Genomic DNA, 23,454 nt, shown 5'->3' on the forward strand with positions numbered 1-23,454 from the left:
TTTATAACTTAATTATACAGAATAAGAGAGGTAAAACTATGTCAAACGAAATTAATTCTTCTAATTTTATAAGAAATATAGTCCTAGAGGATCTTGAAAGTGGTAAACATAAAGAGATTGTTACCCGCTTTCCACCTGAACCAAACGGATACTTACATATAGGGCATGCTAAATCTATTCTTTTAAACTTTGGTTTAGCAGGAGAATTTAATGGAAAAACTCATTTAAGATTTGATGATACTAATCCAGTTAAAGAAGATACTGAATATGTTGAATCAATTAAAGAAGATGTAAAATGGCTTGGCGGAAATTGGGATGAACTTTTCTTCGCATCTAATTATTTCGATACTATGTATGAAAAAGCTGTTTTATTAATAAAAAAAGGTTTAGCTTATGTTTGTGATTTAACTGCTGAAGAAGCTAAAGAATATAGAGGTACATTAACTAAACCTGGTAAAGAAAGTCCATATAGAAATAGATCTATTGAAGAAAACCTAGATTTATTTGAAAGAATGAAAAACGGAGAATTTGCTGACGGTGAAAAGGTTCTAAGAGCAAAAATAGATATGGCTTCACCAAATATAAATATGAGAGATCCTATTATCTACAGAATATCTCACTCTACACATCATAATACTGGAGACAAGTGGTGTATATATCCAATGTACGACTTTGCTCACCCATTAGAAGATGCTATAGAGCACGTAACTCACTCTATTTGTACTTTAGAGTTTGAAGATCATAGACCTTTATATGATTGGGTAGTACGTGAATGTGAAATGGAAGCTACTCCAAGACAAATTGAATTTGCAAGATTAAACATGACTAATACCGTTATGAGTAAGAGAAAGCTTAAACAATTAGTTGATGAAAAAGTCGTTGATGGATGGGATGACCCAAGAATGCCTACTATCTCAGGATTAAGAAGAAAAGGTTGTACTCCTGATGCATTAAGAAATTTCTGTACAGCAATTGGTGTTGCTAAAGCTAATTCTGTTGTTGATTCTCAAATGTTAGATTATTTCATAAGAGAAGATTTACAACTTAAAGCACCACTAGCTATGGCTGTATTAAACCCACTAAAGCTTGTAATAACTAACTATCCTGAAAATGAAACAGAAATGCTTGAAATAGAAAATAACTCTAAAGATGAAACACAAGGTACTAGATTAGTTCCATTCTCTAGAGAATTATATATTGAAAGAGAAGATTTCATGGAGGTTCCTCCAAAGAAATACTTTAGACTATTCCCTGGTAACGAAGTTAGATTAAAGGGAGCTTATTTCGTTAAATGCAACGAAATAATTAAAGATGAAAATGGAGAAGTAATAGAAATTCACTGTACCTATGATCCAGAAACTAAGAGTGGTTCAGGTTTCACTGGTAGAAAAGTAAAAGGAACTATCCACTGGGTAGATGCTAAATCTTGTGTTCCAGCTGAATTTAGATTATATGAACCATTAATATTAGATGATTCTGAAGAAGGTGAAGATAAGCACTTCTTAGAACAAATAAATCCAAACTCAATGGAAATATTACAAGGTTTTATCGAGCCAACTGCTATTAAAGATGCTAAACCTCAAGATAAATTCCAAATGGTTAGAAATGGTTTCTTTAATATAGATACTAAGTATACTACTCCTGAAAAATTAGTATTTAACAGAATAGTATCATTAAAATCATCATTTAAATTAAGCTAATATCATAGGGTTTAAGTTCAACTAATAACTTATTCATGCCTGGAAATGTCCAGAAACCGACATTTTCAAACAAGAATAAATTAAGTTTCCTATAATAAACCCTATATAATATAAAATACCGTGCTAACAAAATAGCACGGTATTTTTAACAGTTGTAATTATTTATTATGATTAACTTAATTCTCTACTACATCTCTTTAAGAAGCTTAAGATTATTATTGCAATTATAATCGATGCAGCAAAAATCGCAAATGTATATATTATAGCTAATACAGGTATGAATATCAATACTAGCACCATCCATACTGCTATCTGCAACATCAAATAGAGTTTCCATTTTTTCTGAGAGGCTTCAGCTAGATCATACTGCTCTTGCATATAAGCAACATCATGTATTCCCATAAATATATTGTATACAACTAGTAAATTAACAACAACTACTACGATACCTATAACTGCACCTAAGATTCCCATGGAACCAAAGTGAATTCCTTCTGCTTGAGTAGGTCTTTGGTAAATTGAAAATATAGATAAAACTATCAATGCTATATTATATTTTGAAGCCAAGCCAAAAAACTCACTTCTTGAATTAAGATCTCTAAAAGCAAATGCAAATAACACATAACCAACTACATCTGGAAAAATATCAAAGCCTTGAATTCTAAAACTGAGCATTATAAATATAAATCCCCAGAACAACTTATTTAACCCTTTTTCAACCATATAATTTCCCCCTCATATTTCCCAATTAATATTAAACTACTTTACACTTTTAATAACCACTGGTTCAAACCTATATCTTTGTCCTATATTAGGATATTTTTCTCTATCAACTTCGCTTAAGAACATATCTATTGGCCTTGCATATACTCCACAATCTCCATATAAAGCTTTATATATAACTAGTTCCTCTCTACTCTCTGAATGCACCGCTATATCTAATAATAAGTATAAATCACCTTTAAAATGTCTAAATATAGTTCCTTTATAATCTATTAAGTTTATGTCTTGCATGTTTTTCTCCTTTCATTTGTGCAGATTACTTATTCACCCATGTCATCAATAAGCCATGGTGAATTTTCATTTTCCCTAATTACAAAAAACCACCAATCATATACTCCACTATCTTGTGGTCCTACTCCGTCTTTTAAATATTTCACCTCATACTTTACTTTATAAACCTTGAGGTTATTTTCTGTAGTGTTATTTACGCTTCCTCTTCCATTTTGCAAATACCCATTTCGCACATCTTTACTATTTTCTTCTTTAATATCTACTATCTTTATATTATCTAAATTCTCAAAACCCCAAACAACATTAGGCGCATCGTGCCATTTTGTTAAAGTTTTAAGTATTTCTTTTTTATTTTTTTCATTTCTATACTTAAAATAATTTTCTACTACTTGCTTTGAATCTAATGATTTATTTTGAGAATTTGAAGTTAGTGCTTTTACTCCATAATACCCAATACTTACTGACACTAACAATAAAACTATTAAGAATACCCTTTTTCTCATTTATTCACCCCGATAACATAAACTCATATATATCCAAATTATAACATTTAATTTTACTTAAATATATCAAAATATTAAAGGACTTCACAAAAATAATTGCGAAGTCCTCTTTTTTATATTTTTAAGAATTTTTCAAATCTTGATCTAGTTTTTTCTTCACCCATTATTTGCATTATAGTGTAAAGATCAGGTGTGTTAGTTCTATGCGATAATGCAATTCTAACAGCTCCTGCCACATCAGAAATCATTCCTTTATATTGGTCTGGATTTGCTTTGAATTCTTTTCTATTCGCACAGTATCCAAGTCTTGTTCCAATTTCTTTTAAATCTTCAAACCAAGCTTCTTGGCTTCCAGCATTAAAGTTAAATTCATTTTTGTAAACTTCAATTACAGCTTTAGCATCTTCTAGCGAAAGTCCTTTTGGCATTTCAATTTGTTCTGCTGTTTCTTTATCAAATAATTCATCAAAGAAATAGAATACTTTTTCTTTTACTTCATCCCATTTTGCATAGTCTTTTCTTGGCTTTGGACCTTCTTTGTCTATATTAAATATCTCTTTAGCCATAGCTTCATTTTCTGTAACTAATTTATACATTTCATTATCAAACTCTTTAGCCCAAGCAGTATAAATTTCATAAACATCTTTAGCTTTCATAGCTGCAATACGGTCCTTAGATACATCATTTAATTTAACTAAATCAAATAATGCTCCACTCTTACTCATTTTTTCTAAATGAATCTCGAATTCATGATAATCAGCTGTTGGATTTTCTGCTCTCCAATCCTCGAAGGTTGAATTTATGATATTTAATAAATACTCTATTACAGTTACTGTTGGATATCCAACTTCTTTATAATAGGAAACAGCTGCTTCTGCATCTTTTCTCTTTGAAAGTTTTCTCTTTGATCCACCATCTTGCTTCATAATAGTTGGTATATGAGCATATCTTGGAGCTTCAAAACCTAACACTTCAAATAATTGAACATGTATTGGAAGAGATGATAACCACTCTTCTCCTCTTATTACATCTGTAGTTCTCATTAAGAAATCATCTATTGCATGAGCAAAGTGATATGTAGGAAGTCCATCACCCTTAATAAGTACTATGTCTTGATTATTTTCTGGGAAAGATATATCCCCTTTAATTAAATCATGGAATTCAACTCTTGTCTCAGGATTTCCTGGAGACTTTAATCTTATTATATATTTCTCTCCATTTTCAATTCTCTTAATTGCTTCTTCCTCAGTTATATTTCTAAACTTAGCATATTCACCATAATAGCCTGGAGTTATTTTATTAGCTACTTGTTTTTCTCTAAGTTCAGCTAATTCTTCTGGTGTGCAGAAACATGGATATGCTAATCCCTTTTTAAGTAAGTCTTTAGCAAAAGTATTGTATATTTCAGCTCTTTGACTTTGTCTATAAGGACCATATTCTCCTTTATATGTTTCTTGGCCAGTCATTCCCTCATTAAAGTCCATTCCAAAGTTGTGCATTGTTGCTATAGTATCATCAATAGCTCCTTCAACTTCTCTCTTCTGATCAGTATCTTCTATTCTTAAATAAAATACACCTTCTGATTGACTTGCTAATCTTTCATTTATTAATGCAGCAAATACTCCACCTATATGTTGGAATCCAGTTGGGCTTGGTGCATATCTTGTAACTCTAGCACCTTCTTTTAGATTTCTTTTTGGATATTTTTCAATATAATATTCTGTTGAATTATTAACTTCTGGGAATATCATATCTGCTAATTTTTCGAAACTCATTATCTACATCTCCTTTAAAACTTAAAATAAAAAAAGCCTTCATCCTAAAAATCTTAGGACGAAAGACTAACTTCCGCGTTACCACCTAAATTGATTAAAATATTAATGTAATACTTCAATCCTCTTAATAATCTTTAAGGGAATAACCCCATAAATATAATACGTCCTAGAGACTTTCTATTTATTGCTCCAAAGCTTCCTTCAATAGATTTAAATTCTAGGATTTCACCCTCCCTAGATCTCTAAGATTTAAATTTCTATTTACTCTTCTTTTTCACTGCACTTATTAAATATATAATTTTAAATTAATATTTACCAAATACAAAACAATTATACAGTTTGAAGAAATGATTGTAAAGAAATTTTAATCATTATTTTAATTAATCTAATTCTAGAATATACTATAATCATTTTCTACTTCTAACATGTGCATAATAAAAAACTATAAACAAACACTATTTTTGTTAACTAAACTTTAAAATTGAAATAGGAAGTGATTTAATTGGAATTACTACAGCATGATGTAAATAAGGTTAGAACACTCAATCAATGGGAATGGAGAAATCCTCTTCCTCAAGGTAATGTACTTTTATCTGTAGCAACAGATAATACCACACTTGTAGTTGTTGGCTTCTTTGACACTATACTTACTTCCAGTGATTTCGGGCAAACCTGGACTCAAATTGGAACTGGAACTTGTGCATCTTTTAGAAAGATTACCTATGCTAATAATACCTTTGTTGCAGTTGGGGAGGAAGGTATTATTTTCACATCTACAGATAGTGGCGCTACCTGGACTCAAAGAACTTCTGGTACTGAGAGTTGTCTGTATGACATTACTTTTGGTAATGATACTTTTGTCGCAGTTGGAGAAGGTGTTATATTAGCTTCAAATGATTATGGTGCAACTTGGACTCAGAATGCAGTTCAGGCTTCGTTCTATGGAGTTACCTTTGGTAATAATACATTTATTACAGTTGGAGATTATGGATTAATTGGTATATCGAGAGAAGGTACAGATTGGTCAATGTCATCTGATGTTACAGGTAATGCTCTATATTCAATTACTTTTGGGAACAATGTCTTTGTTGCTGTTGGCCAAGAGGGGATTGTATGCACTTCAAAGAATAACGGCAAAACTTGGTCTGCAAAACGTTCAGCTTTTATTACTGATCTTCTAGGAATAAGTTATAGTCAAAATGCATTTATGGCTATTGGAGAAGAAAATTGTGTTATTTCTTCTACTGATATTGGTGTTACCTGGAAAGATGTCGCACCTGATTCTCCTATTAGCTTTTATGGTATCACTTCATCCTATAATACTTTTGTTATAGTTGGTAGTTGTGGAGCTATATTTACAACTAACGATTATGGAGAAAGTTGGTCACTAAAAACCGGTAACATTTGGAATCAGCTTTTAGGTAGCACCGTTTGTGCTAATAATACATTAATTGTAGTTGGTGATTCTGGAGGAATTTTTTCCTCAGGTGATGGTGGCTTAACTTGGATTGAACGCATTTCTGGAGTATCTCATACTCTTACTAGTGTTGCTTATGGCAATGGTAAACTTATAGCTGTTGGTGATCCGGGGCCTATTTTAGTTTCTAATAATAACGGGGGAACTTGGTCTACACTAACTCCTTCTCGCGATTATTTAAGTAAAATATTTTTCAACGGGAATGATACGTTTATTGCAGTTGGAATTAATGGTCTTATTTATACCTCAAACGGTACGAATTGGGTTCAGAAAACTTCTGGGAGCAATGCATATCTTTTAGGAATTACTTATGGAAATGGAATCTATGTTGTAGTAGGCGAAGATGGTGCTATTCTAACGTCTACAGACCTTACAACTTGGACAAAAGCAGATTTTGAAACCCAAAATTCAATTATGGATATAACTTATGGAAACGGCATGTTTGTTGCTGTTGGCTATTTAGGGGAATTTTATACATCTTCTGACGCTGTAACATGGAATATAATAAGTCCTGTTACCCAAGGTAACTTTACAAGAATCCTCTATGCTAACAACATATTTATTGCAATTGGTTATGAAGGAATAATGGCAACTTCTATCAATGGAACTAACTGGGAACCACTAAATTCTCCTACATATAATAATTTATTTAGTATCATCTCCAATAACAATTCCTTCTTTGCTACTGGAGAAGGCGGTACAATTATTCAATGCCAAAACACTTAATTTAAAATTATAACACACACACTTCCTATTAATAGACGTATTATATTAAGTCAATATATTTATTTAGGAAGTGTTTTCTCGTGACATTTTTAGATAATTGGGGTTGGAGTAATCCTATACCTCAAGGTAATACTCTTAGAGCTGTTACTTCAGGTAATAATATGCTAGTCGCGGTTGGTATAAATGGAACTATACTTACTTCTACTGATAAAGGAGTAACTTGGACTTCTCAAAATTCTGGCACCCTAGAGACACTTTACTCAGTTGCATTTGGAAATAACGTCTATATAGCTGTTGGTACAAATGGAATAATTCTAATTTCCTACGATGGTACAAATTGGTCCATACTACCTTCTAAAACTACTAATAATTTAAATGGAGTTTGCTTTGGAAATGGTATTTTTATTGCAGTAGGTGATAACTTAACAATAATTTGTTTTGATAACATTCAAGGAGTTATTAGAGTCCCTAAAACAAGTATAACTTCAGCAAAACTTAATGGTATTACCTTTGGTAATAATACCTTTATAGCTGTTGGAAATAGTATAATTATATCTTCTAATGGAAATGGCAAGTATTGGTCATTAAGGCCAACTTCTGGTTCTCCATCAGGTACCTTCTTAGGAATTACTTTTGGTAATAATACTTTTGTTACAGTTGGTTTAAATGCCCTTATATACTTTTCATCTAATAACGGGGGCTCCTGGACAAAAAGTTCCATTACTCCTTCCTTATCGAAATCAATTAACGGAGTATTCTATGGGAATAATACTTTTACCGCAGTATGTGATACTGGCACAGTTGTTACTACTACAGATCCAAGTACTACTTGGACTAATCAAAGTCAAAATTACAATTTAATTAATTCTCTTTATGGAATTACCTTTTTTAAAGATACTTTTATAACAGTTGGAAGCAATGGAGCAATATTCACTAACACTAGTCCTAATGGTACTAATTGGACTCCAATAGCCACTAAATTCTTTTCTTCTCTCTACTCAAGTGTTATGTTAAATAAAGACACTTATCTTGCTGTAGGCGACAATGGAACAATTATACGTTCCCTTGATGGCGGCAAAAGTTGGAGCATCCTTTCTTCTCATGTTTCTACTAAGCTAAATGGAATTACTTTCGGAAATGGTACTCTTTTGGTTGTTGGCAATACAGGTACAGTACTTATTTCTACAAATAATGGTGATACTTGGACAACTATATCTTCTGGTATCACAAACAATTTTTCCAGTATATGTTATGGAAATAATAATTTTGTTGGGGTTACAAATAATCCAAGTGGTTCAATGTATCTTTTTAATAATCAAGGTATTATACAATCATCCTTTACACCTACAGGCAATCAATCTTTAACTGGAGTTGCTTTTGGAAATGGCACCTTTGTTGCTGTCTCTAATCTTGGAAACATTTATACTTCAACTAATGGGAGTTCTTGGACACTTTCTGTTAATTTAACTACCGCATATCCATTCTCAAGTGTCTACTACTATAATGGTACTTTTGTTGCAGCAACTAATACCATTGGCTCTAATACCGGTGGTGCTATAGCTATTTCTAAAGACTTTGGAATCACTTGGAGTATATCACTAAATCCAAATTCTTATACTTCATTCAACCGTGTTTCCTATGCTAGCAATAGCTTTGTTGCTCTAGGAAACGATGGATTAATTGTCACTTCAGAAAATAATGGTGTTACTTGGAATGAAAAAGAATCCATTATAGGTGCAAGCCTTTATAACTTATCTTCTTTTAATGATGATTATATTATAGTTGGTGCCGAAGGAAACATTATTAAGTCACTTCCCAAGATAATTCCACCTGTTCCTCCTCTTCGCCCAGTTTCTCTAGAACCTAGTCGTGGTATTAATCTTTTAGATTCTGATGAAAAATATGTGTAAGGACGTACAGTTTGCCACAAGTGGCAGACAATACGTCCTTATGTCATCATAATATACTCATATATTTTATATGGAATATAATCTATTTCAGTAGAGTTTATGGAATAAATAATATAATTTCCTCTTCTTTCTTTAATGACTAAATTACCTTCTTGCATGATTTTTAATGCCTTTGAAACTGCAGCCTCTGAGATACTTAAAATTTTACTTAGTTCTTGAGTGCTTTTTCCTTTTTTAGATATCTCTTTTAAAATTTTTAGTCTAGTATTATCTCCAAGTGCCTTAAGAGTTTTTTCTAAATCCAAAGGACTTTCCTTCTCGTATGAACCTAGATCAATTAAATGAGTTAAATATAAATTATCACCCATTATTCCTATCATAAGATGGGGACTTATAAATGTTGAAGAATATATAGTTATGCATTTAAGTTTCTCTCTATTTACCACATATTCTTTATTTTTAATAAATACAATTTTCTCATCACTAAGCTTTATTCTTTCATGTATAGTATCAACTAAATTAAATATACCTTTCTCTCGCCCTAAAACTGCTTCTCTCTTAAGAACTCTTGTAATAATTGGTTCTATATACTTAAGTTCTTCCTGAAATACTTCAACATAAAACCTCTTTAGCAAATCTAAAAAAAATAAATACTCTTTATGAGAAAGTCTTTTTTCATAATCTTTAAATATCCTATTTATTTTATATATTGAAACATTCGACAAAAATTCTATAGCACTTGGTATACTTAAATCATTGCACTCTTCAAAAAGGTTGCAAAAATCCATCACTATGCAATATTGATTAGTATGCTCTCCAAATTTCACTATATCTTGTAAAAATTTATTATCAATCTTTTCTTGAACCTTTTGCACCCACTGCTTTCTATGTAAATGATGCTCTGGAGAAGATAATACATGCATTGCACAAAACATTTCATAAAGCGGTGAATACTTAAACTCACATAATGTTCCTTTTTCATAAATTACATCTATCTTCATATTACCTCTAAAAATAAGTAAAATTACCTGTTTTTCTGCTGTGAACCTCCACTATTTTTATTATCTTTATACAAGCAAAGTATAATAAAGCTATTATACTTACTCCAATAATAATAAAATTTATTATCCCACTTAATGAACTTCCTTTTAATATAACACTTCTAACTGCTTCAATTGCATATGTTAATGGAAATAATAAACTTATTCCTTTTGCCCAAAATGGAAACACCGATGTTGGTACCTTCACTCCAGAAAATATCTCCATAGGCTCTTCTAAGATTGTAAATAAAAATCCAGAATCCCTTGAGAATAAAAACAAAGAATTTAAAAGCATACCCCATATAACAGCCATTGTTAAGGTTATTATAAAAACTACCATTAAGGAAAGATAATTAATATTCAATACTTCTCTTTTAAATATTAGAACACCTAAGGTAAATATCACCATAAATATAACACTCTCAAATAATGAAGATAAAGCATTTCCTAAAATAACTCCTTGTCTTGTAGCTGGGGATAAATAAATAAGTTCTAAGGTACCACTCATCCGCTCAAAAGAAAAATTCCATGCAGATTGCACTAGGCTTCTAAACAGGCTCATAGTCATATATCCTAATACTATAAATACTACCACATTTTGCTCATTTAAGTAATTAATATTGCTATTATTTATCTTAAAGGGCTTAAAGCTATAATATGATGTTACAAAACTTAAAATTGGCCATATGAATAATGAAATATATATTAGCTTGCTATGGAAATAATTAAGATGCTGCTTTTTTATTTCTCCAATAACAACTTTAAAAAACTGCCTCATAGCTATGCCCCTTTCTTTGAAAGCTTAATTATTGTATCCTCAAGTCTTGGCACTATCTCGTAAAATTCTTTTATAATTGCTCCCTTGCTAGAACAAATTTTAGATATATCTAGACTTAAGTTCTTTGAACTAATAATCTTATAGGAGTTTTCCTCCTGTTCTATTTCTAAGGTATTGTCTTTTAAAATAAGGTTATTTAGCATATACGATTTAAATTCACCAGAATTATTATGAAGTGTCAATTTATATATAATCTTTGTAAATACATCCTTAGATAATTCTTTAACTGTTCCCTGCTTTATTATTTGTCCTTTATCTAAGACATAAATATAATCTGAAAGTTCCTCAACCTCATCCATATAGTGTGAAGTTAATAATATTCCCTTCCTATTTTCCTTAGACAATAATTTTACATGTTCTCTTAATTCTTTAGATACCACAGCATCTAATCCCAAAGTTGGCTCATCCATAAATATATAACTTGGATCATTAATAAGACCTCTTGCTATTTGTAATCTTTGCTTCATTCCTTTTGAGAACTCTTCTACTTTCTTATCCTTGCTTTCTTGTAAGCCTACTAGATTAAGTAAGTAATCTATTCGCTTTTTTAAGATATCATTTGGTATTCCGTATAATTGTCCATAATACCAAAGGTTTTCATTTGCAGTTAGCCTCCAATATATCATCCTTTCTCCACCAGCTATCATATTAATCTTTCCTTTTATAACCCTAGGATTTTTAATAGCATCTATTCCATCAAGAAAATATTCGCCATAGGTAGGTGAAAGTAATGTAGTTAACATTTTAATAGTTGTTGTTTTTCCTGCTCCATTTATGCCTAAAAGACCTATAATCTCTCCTTCATTTATTCTTATCGATACATCTTTTACTGCTTCTACACTTATTTTTTCATTTTTAAATAATCCTCTACTTGTTTTTGTTTCATAAATCTTTTTCAAATTATTTGCTTCTATCATATTTAACACCTACCCCTGAATTTTTTCTAAAGCTATAAATTCAATTCTTTTAAGACTTAAGAACCCAATTATTATATAAACCGTACTTAATATAAATACATAAATTATGGTACTACTTTGCTCAAATATGCCCTTACCTAACATAGTTGTTCCTCTTATTAAATTTGAAATCTCTGTTACAGGTATTAATTCCCCTATACTTCTAATTACCTTAGGTAAATACTCTGTTGGAAAAGTAATTCCACATAACAAAAGCATGGATACAAATAAAGTGTTTTGAGAAATATATGTATCTCTTGTGTATAGCATTATTGACGCAAGTACCATAGATAATCCAAAAAAGCCATATAAGGCCAAGATAACAATTAACAAAAAAGATTTTACATTCATATTTGATAAATTAAGACCAAAAGGCAATGCAATTATCAAGGATACCGTTACTTCAAAAGTAGTAGCAACAGTTTGCTGAAGCATATTCCCAATAAAATATTCTCCCCTTCTAAATGGAGTAATCATTAAACTCTCTAAAGTTCCTTCTCTTAGTTCTGTAATAAGACTTCTACTAACATTTAGGCAGGTCCTTACTACAAATATATACGTAAGAGAACCTAATATAACATAGCTCATATAATCTCCAGTTCCGGCAAATTTGAGAAAGTCCTCCCCTACCACCCCATTAAAGAGCATCTTATACATAAATAATGCTCCAATAACGGTGTAAAACCCTGTTAATACATTCCCAATGAAAAAATCTTTTGGATATGCTCTTAACATTACAATAAAATTTCTTTTGAAAGTTGCTACTAATACCTTCCCCCTCATTTTCATCTTCCTTCCCAATTTGATTAACCTTTTAGTTAATCAAATTACGTATTTATTATTCCGGAAGCATTGTAATTTGTTAGGAATAATTTGTCAACATATTAGGAATAATAAAATTTAAATTTACTAAGAAGGTAGGAGTAAATATGGAAAATGTGTTTGATTATGAAGATATTCAATTAATTCCTGCAAAGTGTATTGTAAATAGTCGATTAGAGTGTGATACTAGCGTGACTTTAGGAAAACATACCTTTAGATTACCAGTTGTACCTGCAAATATGCAGACTATTATAGATGAGAAGATTGCACTTTACTTGGCTGAAAATGGTTATTTCTATATTATGCATAGATTTAATCCTGAGAAACGTATAGATTTTATTAAAGATATGAAATCACGAGGTTTACTAACTTCAATTAGTGTTGGTGTAAAAGATGAAGAATATGAATTTATAAAAAAGCTTGCAGCCGACAATCTTTTACCTGACTACATTACAATAGATATAGCTCATGGTCACGCAAATTCAGTTATAAGCATGATTCAGCATATTAAAAACTTTTTACCCGATAGTTTCCTAATCGCAGGAAATGTTGGGACTCCTGAGGCTGTTAGGGAATTAGAACATGCTGGTGCAGATGCTACAAAGGTTGGAATTGGACCTGGTAAGGTATGTATAACTAAGATTAAGACTGGTTTTGGTACTGGAGGCTGGCAGTTAGCAGCTCTACGCTGGTGTGGGAAAGCAGCTAGCAAACCTATAATTGCAGATGGAGGTATTCGTACACATGGAGATATAGCTAAATCTATTAGATTCGGTGCATCAATGGTAATGATTGGTTCACTATTTGCTGGACATGAAGAATCTCCAGGCGAAACTATTGAGATGGATGGTAAGCTATATAAAGAATATTTTGGTTCAGCCTCAGAATTCCAAAAAGGGGAAAGGAAAAATGTTGAAGGCAAAAAAATGTTTGTTGAATTCAAAGGTTCACTAAAAAATACCTTAATTGAAATGGAACAAGATCTTCAATCATCAATTTCTTATGCTGGAGGGAATAACATAGAGGCAATTCGCACCGTTGACTATGTAATAGTTAAGAACTCAATTTTTAATGGAGATAGGGTATATTAAGGAAAAACCTATTGCTTGCTAAATGTAGCAAGCAATAGGTTTTAAGCTTCAACCCCTTGAGAAATTCTTATTATCTCCATTTTTCTATCCTCATCAAAGCTATCTAAGTACACCTTAAGCTTTTCATGCCACTCTCTTTCACTCTCTGTACCATAATCACTATCCATAAATTCTCCTTGTGGTGTGTGCTTAAGTAATAACGCTATCTCAAAATCATCTAATGCTTTAAAAACATGAGTAAATTCATCACCAAAAATACAATCTGCCCCCAAGACATCTACTAGATCTTTTAAACTATGAAATTCCTCTCTTATAATTTTTATTTTGTCTTCTACATTATTACAATCTCTAATTTCTTCAGTTATACTCTTAAATATATCATTTTCTACACTCTCACCATCTTCATATCTAATAACATCATCTTGGGATTTATCTGGTGTTATAAATATATTTTCTAAGGTATCAGTTTTAATCCCATTTTCTATTTCTGGTATTACCTTTAATATGGATTCTGTTATATAATCAATTAAGCTCTTATTTACGATAGAAAGTTCTTTAATTATCTTATCATTTGCTTCCATAACAAGTTCTATAAAATCATTCCTTGACAAATTCAGTACTGATTCTTTAATATATTCCCTATCATTTCTAGTTATATCTAGTGATTTTTCCTTTTTCCCTATAAGTATAACACCTAGGTAATTAACTAAAACAATTTGAAATATATTTATAAGCATGTGATAAGAATTTTTATGAAAGCCTTTTAATAATGCCTCTATTTCAATGATATCGAAGTTTGAGCAGAACTCATTTTCCATATTTATTTTATTTAAATAGTCTTCCATATATTCAATTCCTACTAATTTCATCTCATCATTTGCTAATGGATAATCTATTGAACCTGCTGCTTCATGACTAGCAAACCTAATATCATACTCATCAAAAAATAGTGGAAGCCCATAATCTATTGTGTCATTATACGCATAATTGTTTGTATTTAGTTTTGTTTCTTGAATATGCTTTAATAAACATTTACATTCTTCGTACTTTAACCTTATAAGCTTCTCTCCTTCTGTAAATAAATTTTTCATTCCTTTTTCATTAATTAGAGTTTTACTTCCTTTAATTGAGGAATTGTTCTTTATGAATAATCCAATTGTATAATAAATTGATAACATAATTTTATCTGCAACTTCTACCCTTACTGAATAACTCTCATTTCTGGTATAATAGCCTAATGTTTCTGTTAATATGCTAAATAGCTGAGATTGAATATTTTCTATTTCTTTCATACTTAGTAGCTCTTTGGTATAAAGTACATGTAATAATGATTGAAGATAATGTTCATCATCTAGTAAATCATCATGCAAATCATCTTTATCAATAATAAAATTCCCCACTATTCTTCGTCACCTTCCATACTAAAGTATTCCTCCAAAATCTTCATTTCGTCTTCACCAGCAAAATCATTTACTCCAAACTTTATATTATGGGCTACATTATATAAATATCTATCGCTAAGTAATTCTAGGGAACCCTGGCACTCGTTATCAAAATAATTTTTCATTAGATCTATTAGTTCATCATCACTTATTTCATCCATTGTTTCATTTTTATAAAAATAGAAAATATCAATAAGCTCATCTATTGTTTCAAGATAATTATATTGAGAAATATACGGAGATTCGCAAAATGCAGAAATAATTTTTTTAACTATTACTCCTCCAAATTCAAATCTTCCATTACTTCTTAATGCATTATTTCTTGTTTTTAAAATCACTCTTATATCTTCATCGGAAAGCTTTAACCCATATTCTAAAGTCTCTTCATTACACTCCTGAATTTCCAAAAAAGTTTGTTTGTTTACTAAAGAATCTGAAATAGACATAAGTTGTTTCTCCATAAAATAACCCTCCAATTTTAAAATTAACTATTGACATTTATATTTAGATATGATATGATTAATATGTATAGATATGTTTATAATATCATGCTAACAATTAATTTTATCATCGACATTTATTCATGTCAATGATATTTTTTTATGGTTATTTTGAGAACTTCAATATAAAAGCTTAGGTTATAATCAACCTAAGCTTTTTTAATTAATTATTCTTCATTTAAGATACATTTAGCAAGCTCATCATTTACCTCTGTCATGAACTTTATTCCAGTTTCTTTCTCTGTTTCCCTATTAGCTGAGAATAAATCCCCTCTAGAAATTTCAGATACTCTAAATTTTCTAGCCCCTGCCATTAATTGCTGTAATCCAGCGGTAAGTTTATCTGACAATGTCCAAACACCTATCGCTCCTAAAGGTATATTATTCATCTCATCAGCACCGACTTTATTTTTGACATCATAGTAGCCAGCAAATATTTCTTCAGGGGTAGTACCAAATTCTTCAGTTAAATTCTTAGGTAAGGCATCCCAATTACCATTTAGTTTACTCCTCATTTCAGGATATAATGCACCTTCAATATTAGCTCCTAAAAATCCAGGTATCATAAGTGCTCTACCCATACATACAAGTTTAGTAAATGGTGCACCAAGAGCAAGCGCTTTAAATATATGATCTTCTCTAGCTAGACCACCAGCAAAAGCCATATCTACTACATCATAGCCTTTATCAGAAAGAATCTTTGCATATTCATATGCCTTTGAATGAAGGAATATAGATGGAACACCCCATGACTCCATCATATTCCATGGACTCATACCTGTACCACCGCCTGATCCATCGATAGTTAATAAATCAAGTTTTGCTTCAGTTGCAAACTTAATTGACATAGCAAGTGCTTCCATTCCATATGATCCTGTCTTCAGTGTTATTCTCTTATATCCAAGCCCTCTTAAATAATCAACTGACTTCATAAATTCATCTTTCACTTCATGATAATTATTTAAATTAGTATATCCAAGCCTACTATGCCTAGCAAATGATTTGATCGCTCCGCTGGTAAATGCTTCTTGAACTTCAGGTTTTGTTGGATCAGGATCAACAATATATCCTCTATTTTTTAAGAAGATTGCGTATTCAAGACTAGTTACTTGTATCTCTCCTCCTATATCTTTCGCCCCTTGCCCCCATTTAAGTTCTAAAATTACCTTATCACCATATTTTTTAATAACATATTCTGCCACTCCATTTCTTGTATCTTCTACATTCATTTGAACAATTATTGCACCATAACCATCATAGTACTTTAAATAAGTGTCAATTCTACGTTCCAATTCTGGTGATTTTACTATCTTTCCATTCTCTATTATAGAATTTTTATCAACACCTATAACGTTTTCACCAATTACGATTGGAAATCCAACTAATGCTGCACCTATAGCAAAAGATTCCCAATACTTCTGAGCTATAAAAGTTGAACCTAGTGCCCCTGTCATGAATGGTACCCTAGACCTTGTTTTCATAGTCTTTCCAAACTCTGTTTCAATATTTACATTAGGGAATATACAATCATCTGCGTTATTAGTAAGTCCATCACTTACTCCAAACGCACCATAATTATATCCTTGTATCCTGAGATTGTTATAACATACCCCAACGTGGTTAATATTTGAACTTCCAGCTGTTACAGTTCCAAAATCCCTTGGATATAATAACTTTCTGCCTTTCATACTAGACATCCATGTTTCACATTTTCCTCTACAATCTGCCCTACAAAGTGTACAAACTCCTGATTCTGCTGGATTCCCCCTGTTTACAGTGCTTAAAACATCATTGTTTTTTTGATATATACTCATCTACTCTCCCCCTATTAATATTTCTTTTTAGACATTATATAAATATAACTACATAACTGCATTTATTACATAAATATCAGTATTTTACTTTAATTACTAATAAGTATTCCAATATTTTTACATTTCTTTACCAATATGTTAATAGAGATTTAATCATTTCACAAACAAAAAAACGTCATGCATACTAAATTCATAACGTTTTTAAGTCAAATTATATATTAAGCTATTGGAGCCATTAAGATTCTGCCAGTTCCTCGGTATACATTAACTAACCCTTCTCCTAAAACTGCAGATCCAATTAAGCTTTTGCCTGACTTTTCCACTCTAAAATCTAAAGTATCTGACCAAGCAATTGCATAGTTTCCATCAATTCTAACTTCATCATTTTGAAGAACAAATTCTACTAATTCATCTCTAGGAACAGGACTTTCTAGGACAGCAATTCCTTTACCTCTAAGACATAAATTAAACAATCCTTCTTTTCCAAGCACTGCTGATGAAAGATTTGTTCTAGCCACTACCTTTTGTTGAACACTTCCCTCACAAGCAAGGAAAAGTCCATCATCTAGCACAAGTCCACCCCAATCTGATACCTCTTCTAATAATATATGTTTGTAAGTAGGCTCTAGCATTAACAAACCATTACCTTCATATTTAGGTTTTATTGCTGATTCCTTTGTAACCTTTGATGATAAAGCTTTCCCTAATAAATCTCCAAAACCTTTAACATCTGCTCCCATACCAACTTTTCCTGCAGTCCACTGCATTGCACCAGCACTAATCACGAAAGCGTTGCCATTTAATTCTATTAGTACTTGTCTCTTTCTAACATTCATCTCTGATGCAAAATATGCATTAATTGCAGTTGAGCTATCTACGCTTAAATCCTTTTTGTATTCAAGAACTTTGACATTGCCTTTAGTTTCAATGATTTCAATATTCTTGTTGTCATAAAGATTTTTATAAGTTACCATTTTAAAATCCCCCTTTTTTATATAATTTTATGTAAAACTAATTTATTTATTACAAAATTATAATTGGAGGCTCGCTTCAACTGAAAACCAGAATAATGCTTCCCTTACAAATCTTCTATCAACTTCACTTCTTGAGTTCCATTCCTCACAACTAATATCATCACCACTATAAATCATTTGACCAAAAATAACATTTCTATATTCAGCAACAGCGCAAAAAGCTGAGCATTCCATTTCTACCACCAAACATCCTTCATCTTTTCTTAGTTTCATCATATCTTTAGTTTCTCTATAAAAGGAATCAGTACTCCAAGTTTTAGCAAGAATATAATTGCATTTATGCGCCTTTAAAGTCTTTTCAATTGCTTCAATAGCTTTATTATTAATAGAGATTTCTCTACTTGGCTCAACATAATGATAAGAAGTTCCTTCATCTCTAATCGCTGAATTTGGTACAATAATATTTCCTACTGCAATATCTTTATCTAAAACACCACCGCTACCGCAAGAGATAAACTTTCTCCCACCTAATGCTATAACTTCTTCCATAAGCGAAGCTCCAAGTGCAGCTCCTACTCCTGGATGAAATACTGTGACTTTTTTTCCTTTATAATCTAGTTCATAAATTGGATGTTTACCAATCTGAGAATAAAGTGTTTTAATCTCTTTAAGTCTTCCATCATTAGATAATTTCTCAATTACTTCACTATAAAAGCACATAACAACGCTTTCAGACATATTTATCTTTTTTATGAATTTTGATGGTTCAATTATATTCTCAGTAACACCATCAAACTCAAGTATTGGAAAATCCCTCTTACCCATATCATAGCCCCCCAGCTCTTTCTAACCCTATTTTAAGACATATTAGTCTATATATTCTTAATAGTATACCACATGAATGCAGTATTTCAAATATTTAACATTAACAATCCATATACTTATACTTTAATGTACTTTTAATTCACTTCAAAAACATAATTAAAATGCACACCAAATATTAGCCTTATCTAATACTTAATGTGCATTTCATATATCTCATTCCATTTCATAATTTTCTACATCTATAATTGTTGGAACTTCTTCTTTATTATATATTTCACTTTTTTTCTTCTTAGGTAATGTTAATAATAAAACACTATTATCAAAACTAGCAGAAATTTTTGATTTATCTATTTCTTCCACCTCAAATGTTTTTACTATATATCCTCCTGTTTGAATAACTGTCATCATAATATTAGTGCCATTACTATAAATTTGTTTTTTCTTAATAGATAAAATAGCTTTATTTTTCTCAAAATCAATTCTTACATCTCTAGGGGTTAACCCTGGTAAGTAGCCTTTTACTAAGTAATAATCTCCTTGATCCTTAAAATCAATATCATAAGTGTTTTCATCGACATTTTCATTTACTAAATTGTTTGGAATCTGATTCATAACGTTATTAAATATTACATCATTAAATAACTCACCAATAATATCAGTATTCTTAAACATGAATGGAAACATACTAAACATATATACCAACCTTTCGCAAATATACTGTTTATTATATATGTATTAAATTCGCCTAAGTTTGACACACGTTTTTACTCAAAATGTAAATTAAACCTCATATTTCCAATTATAATCATCATTATAAATCATTAGTTTAGTCATACCGCCATCCACAGTTATATTTTCCCCTGTTATAAAATCATTATCCTCTGAACATAAAAACATAACAGCTCTTGCTATATCTATTGGCTTACCGACACGCTTTACAGGATGCTGTTCCTTATCACCTATGCTATGCTTGCTATCATAGTCATTATCATAATTTGCACTTACATCAATCCAGCCTGGACTAACACTATTTACTCTGATCTTGCCTGAAAGGCTTATTGCTAATGCATGAGTTAATGCTGAAATCCCACCTTTTGCTGCAGAATAACTTTCAGTATCTTCTTGAGACATAGTTGCTCTAGTTGAGGAAATATTAACTATTGCTCCACCCTGGTTAAAATATTCTAAAAATAGTTTTGAAAGCATATATGGCGCTGTAACTCCAACTCTCAAAACATAATTAAACTCATCAAAACTACAATCTGAGAGAATTCCCTTACGACTCAAACAAGCATTATTAATAAGATAATCAACTTTACCATAAGTTCTAATTACGTCTCTTGAAAATTCCTTAAGTGTATTTTCTTCTGCAATATCACCACAGAAAAAAAGCCCATCTCCTCCATCTTTTTTAATATTTAAAAGTAGTTTTTCTCCTGCTATTTTATCTATATCTACAAAAGCTACCTTTGCCCCTTTTTTTATAAATTCATTTACTAAGCAAAATCCTATTCCCTTTGCTCCCCCAGTTATTACGCACACTTTATTTTTAAAATTCATAAATACCTCCTTAAATAGGATTATATATTCAACATTTAAATAAAATATCCTCATGTCTTATATTACATATTTTTCATGTGAAATTACAATACTATCTCTAGTGTCATTTATCATTTTAACTAATTACTTGACAAAAACATTTATTTAGTAGATACTTTACCAAGTAAACTATTTATCAAATAAATAATTTACTTAGTAAAAAACTAATAGAGGTGTAAAAAATGAATGATGATGAAAAACTTATTCTTGCTAAAGAAATTCTTGAAACTTTTCTACGATTCAAGAAAATGCATATGGAAGAATCCAAACCAAAAGACATAAAAAAAAATGAATGCATTTTATTAATGCTAATTGATGATAGAACATGTCCAGGTTCAAAAGGAATTAAAGTCTCTGAATTAAGTACAATTTTAGATATTACACCCGCTGCTGTCACTCATATGATTAACTCACTAGAACAAAAGGATTATTTAGAGAGATTATCAGATAAAACTGACAGAAGAATTGTACTCATTAGACCTACCGATGCTGGAAAACAAGCTATTGAATCTATGAAAACTCGATTATTTAATAGTTTAAATGAATTAATTAGCTTTTTAGGAGAAAAGGACAGCAAAGAATTGGTGAGAATTTCAAATTTAGTAATCAACTTTCATAAACAAAGAACTTAAACTAAAGAATTAAACAAAGGAGGAAAAATAGTGAAAACTAATTCTAAACGCAGTATTTTAATAGTAGGACTCTTACTAGGTATATTCTTCTCCTCATTGGATCAAACAATTGTAGGAACAGCAATGCCAAGGATAATCGGTGACCTAGGCGGCTTAAGTATAATGGCATGGGTAACAACTGCTTATTTGTTAACTTCAACAACTGTAGTTCCTATTGCCGGAAAAATGTCTGATTTATTCGGACGTCGTATAATGTATGTAGGTGGAATTATAATATTTATAGTTGGTTCTATGCTATGTGGAACTAGTCAAAATATGACTCAACTAATTTTATATCGTGGACTTCAAGGGGTAGGTGGAGGAATTTTAATGCCAATGGCTATGACTATAGTTGGTGATATTTTTCCACCAGAAAACCGTGGTAAATGGCAAGGAGTAATAACTGCAGTTTTCGGTCTTTCGTCCATAGTAGGTCCTAGTATTGGTGGTTGGTTTGTAGATAATGCAACTTGGAGATGGGTATTCTACATTAATATACCAGTAGGATTACTTGCTGCTTTTACTGTTTTCATTGGATTAACTGGAGAAAAACGTGTTGAAGATAAAGTAATCATAGATTATGCTGGCGCTATAACCCTTATCATTTCAATTGTATCCTTATTATTAGGCTTAAGCCTTGGAGGAAAAGATTATTCTTGGACTTCATGGCAAATAATTGGCTTATTTGCTACATTTGTGGTGGTTGGATTAATATTTATTTTTGTTGAATTAAAGGCTGAAGATCCAATTTTAAATCTTCATCTTTTTCAAAATAAAGTTTTTGTAGGTGCAAATATTGTTGGATTTCTAATGGGTCTTGGTATGTTTGGTGCTATGATGTTTTTACCACTTTTCATGCAAGGAATAATTGGTATCAGCGCTACAAAATCAGGTAATTCAATGATTCCTATGATGTTAGGAATGATGGTTACAAGTGTACTAGGTGGTCAATTAGTAACTAGAATAAAATTTAGAACTATTTTTATTTCAGGTATTCTTTTAATGGGATTAAGCTTGTACTTATTAAGTACAATGGATGTTGATACAACACGTTTAACAATTAGCTTATACATAGTAATTTTAGGTCTTGGACTTGGACTAATAATGCCGACTATAACTTTATCAGTACAAACAGCTTTCTCTATTGAGCAACGTGCAGTAGTTACTTCTGCAACTCAATTTTTCCGTAGTATAGGAAGTACTCTTGGCGTTACTGTACTTGGTGTTGTTCTAAATAATAGATCAACTACTTTATTAGATAAGAACTTCTTCCCAACAATTGATAAAATACCAGCATTACAAACAGGTACTATAGGTACATTACTTAAAGAAGCACATAATGCCCCACAAGATTTATTTAATACTCTATTAAATCCAGAGATAATAAATAAAATACCAGCACAATTACAGGCAATAATGCTTCCTCCATTAAAACTAGCATTATCAGATTCTCTTCATACTGTATTTATTGTTTGTACAGTGATTGTTTTACTTGGCATACCTGCGAGCTTTTTACTAGGCAACTCAAAGGTTGTAAAAAAACAATAAATTACACCACTAATAAAATTATTAATTTTTTATAATAAACTATAAAAAAACTATTGATTTTTTTTATTTATACTGCTAAAATTACATTAAATGGAAGAGCAAATGACGCAGGTGTCTAATATAATATTAGATACCTGCTTTTCTTTTTATAGTAATTTATTGTATTTTTGACAATGGAGTCAAAGTTAAAAACTTTGCTCCATTTTTTATTTGAAAAACATTATTTTAA

The 23,454-nt window shown here is 30.9% G+C and carries 21 protein-coding genes and 1 other annotated feature; of the genes, 6 read left to right on the plus strand and 15 right to left on the minus strand.

Going from position 1 to position 23,454, the window contains the following annotated elements; all coding sequences use genetic code 11:
• Window positions 1-38 precede the first annotated feature (38 nt).
• Window positions 39-1,700, plus strand: a complete 1,662-nt coding sequence (locus JK634_RS08620) for a glutamine--tRNA ligase/YqeY domain fusion protein (RefSeq protein WP_202767243.1) — start codon at window positions 39-41, stop codon at window positions 1,698-1,700.
• Window positions 1,701-1,871: 171 nt separating this feature from the next.
• Here the strand turns inward: JK634_RS08620 and JK634_RS08625 are convergent, their stop codons facing one another.
• From JK634_RS08625 to gltX, 4 genes are all read right to left on the minus strand, one after another.
• Window positions 1,872-2,423 (minus strand): hypothetical protein, encoded by a 552-nt coding sequence (locus JK634_RS08625; protein ID WP_202767244.1) that lies wholly within the window; start codon window positions 2,421-2,423, stop codon window positions 1,872-1,874.
• Window positions 2,424-2,459: 36 nt separating this feature from the next.
• Complete coding sequence (locus JK634_RS08630) at window positions 2,460-2,714, minus strand: DUF1653 domain-containing protein (RefSeq protein ID WP_202767245.1); 255 nt, start codon at window positions 2,712-2,714, stop codon at window positions 2,460-2,462.
• Window positions 2,715-2,743: 29 nt separating this feature from the next.
• Window positions 2,744-3,217, minus strand: a complete 474-nt coding sequence (locus tag JK634_RS08635; protein ID WP_202767246.1) for a DUF4829 domain-containing protein — start codon at window positions 3,215-3,217, stop codon at window positions 2,744-2,746.
• Between the two features lie 113 nt (window positions 3,218-3,330).
• Entirely contained in the window at window positions 3,331-4,992 is a 1,662-nt protein-coding gene (gene gltX, locus JK634_RS08640; RefSeq protein ID WP_202767247.1) for a glutamate--tRNA ligase, read from the minus strand.
• 51 nt (window positions 4,993-5,043) lie between these two features.
• Window positions 5,044-5,279, minus strand: a binding site (T-box leader).
• A gap of 215 nt (window positions 5,280-5,494) precedes the next feature.
• On the opposite strand from gltX, the gene JK634_RS08645 reads away from it, so the two are divergent.
• A complete protein-coding gene (locus JK634_RS08645) occupies window positions 5,495-7,195 on the plus strand; it encodes a WD40/YVTN/BNR-like repeat-containing protein (protein ID WP_202767248.1) in 1,701 nt (566 codons plus the stop codon).
• Between the two features lie 80 nt (window positions 7,196-7,275).
• Window positions 7,276-9,105, plus strand: a complete 1,830-nt coding sequence (locus tag JK634_RS08650; protein ID WP_202767249.1) for a YCF48-related protein — start codon at window positions 7,276-7,278, stop codon at window positions 9,103-9,105.
• Between the two features lie 38 nt (window positions 9,106-9,143).
• On the opposite strand, the gene JK634_RS08655 is transcribed toward JK634_RS08650, so the two are convergent.
• The 4 genes from JK634_RS08655 to JK634_RS08670 are packed head-to-tail and all read right to left on the minus strand — an operon-like array spanning window position 9,144 to window position 12,722.
• Window positions 9,144-10,106 (minus strand): ArsR/SmtB family transcription factor, encoded by a 963-nt coding sequence (locus JK634_RS08655; protein ID WP_202767250.1) that lies wholly within the window; start codon window positions 10,104-10,106, stop codon window positions 9,144-9,146.
• A 7-nt stretch (window positions 10,107-10,113) separates the two neighbouring features.
• Entirely contained in the window at window positions 10,114-10,923 is an 810-nt protein-coding gene (locus JK634_RS08660) for an ABC transporter permease (protein ID WP_202767251.1), read from the minus strand.
• A 2-nt stretch (window positions 10,924-10,925) separates the two neighbouring features.
• A complete protein-coding gene (locus JK634_RS08665; protein WP_202767252.1) occupies window positions 10,926-11,900 on the minus strand; it encodes an ABC transporter ATP-binding protein in 975 nt (324 codons plus the stop codon).
• Window positions 11,901-11,909: 9 nt separating this feature from the next.
• Window positions 11,910-12,722, minus strand: a complete 813-nt coding sequence (locus tag JK634_RS08670; RefSeq protein ID WP_202767253.1) for an ABC transporter permease — start codon at window positions 12,720-12,722, stop codon at window positions 11,910-11,912.
• Between the two features lie 146 nt (window positions 12,723-12,868).
• Between JK634_RS08670 and guaC the strand changes: the two genes are divergently transcribed.
• Window positions 12,869-13,852 (plus strand): GMP reductase, encoded by a 984-nt coding sequence (guaC, locus tag JK634_RS08675; protein WP_202767254.1) that lies wholly within the window; start codon window positions 12,869-12,871, stop codon window positions 13,850-13,852.
• Window positions 13,853-13,893: 41 nt separating this feature from the next.
• On the opposite strand, the gene JK634_RS08680 is transcribed toward guaC, so the two are convergent.
• The 7 genes from JK634_RS08680 to JK634_RS08710 all read right to left on the minus strand — a co-directional run bounded on the left by JK634_RS08680 (window position 13,894) and on the right by JK634_RS08710 (window position 20,967).
• Entirely contained in the window at window positions 13,894-15,252 is a 1,359-nt protein-coding gene (locus JK634_RS08680; protein ID WP_202767255.1) for a DUF6179 domain-containing protein, read from the minus strand.
• Window positions 15,252-15,755: a DUF6323 family protein gene (locus JK634_RS08685; RefSeq protein ID WP_202767256.1), complete on the minus strand. Its 504-nt coding sequence runs from the start codon at window positions 15,753-15,755 to the stop codon at window positions 15,252-15,254. Before JK634_RS08685 ends, JK634_RS08680 begins: the two co-directional genes overlap by 1 nt.
• 206 nt (window positions 15,756-15,961) lie before the next feature.
• Entirely contained in the window at window positions 15,962-17,608 is a 1,647-nt protein-coding gene (locus tag JK634_RS08690) for a glutamate synthase-related protein (protein ID WP_202767257.1), read from the minus strand.
• Window positions 17,609-17,826: 218 nt separating this feature from the next.
• On the minus strand, window positions 17,827-18,582 hold the full coding sequence (locus tag JK634_RS08695) for an AIM24 family protein (protein ID WP_202767258.1): 756 nt from the start codon (window positions 18,580-18,582) through the stop codon (window positions 17,827-17,829).
• A 57-nt stretch (window positions 18,583-18,639) separates the two neighbouring features.
• Entirely contained in the window at window positions 18,640-19,407 is a 768-nt protein-coding gene (locus JK634_RS08700) for a nucleoside phosphorylase (protein WP_202767259.1), read from the minus strand.
• Window positions 19,408-19,620: 213 nt separating this feature from the next.
• Window positions 19,621-20,100, minus strand: a complete 480-nt coding sequence (locus JK634_RS08705) for an Hsp20/alpha crystallin family protein (RefSeq protein ID WP_202767260.1) — start codon at window positions 20,098-20,100, stop codon at window positions 19,621-19,623.
• 87 nt (window positions 20,101-20,187) lie between these two features.
• Entirely contained in the window at window positions 20,188-20,967 is a 780-nt protein-coding gene (locus JK634_RS08710) for an SDR family oxidoreductase (protein ID WP_202767261.1), read from the minus strand.
• Between the two features lie 221 nt (window positions 20,968-21,188).
• On the opposite strand from JK634_RS08710, the gene JK634_RS08715 reads away from it, so the two are divergent.
• Together JK634_RS08715 and JK634_RS08720 are read left to right on the plus strand one after the other, a co-directional pair.
• On the plus strand, window positions 21,189-21,638 hold the full coding sequence (locus tag JK634_RS08715) for a MarR family winged helix-turn-helix transcriptional regulator (protein ID WP_202767262.1): 450 nt from the start codon (window positions 21,189-21,191) through the stop codon (window positions 21,636-21,638).
• A gap of 30 nt (window positions 21,639-21,668) precedes the next feature.
• Entirely contained in the window at window positions 21,669-23,225 is a 1,557-nt protein-coding gene (locus JK634_RS08720; RefSeq protein ID WP_202767263.1) for a DHA2 family efflux MFS transporter permease subunit, read from the plus strand.
• Window positions 23,226-23,454: the final 229 nt, after the last annotated feature.

The sequence above is a fragment of the Clostridium paridis genome, from assembly GCF_016765615.1.
Taxonomy (GTDB): Bacteria; Bacillota; Clostridia; order Clostridiales; family Clostridiaceae; genus Clostridium_T; species Clostridium_T paridis.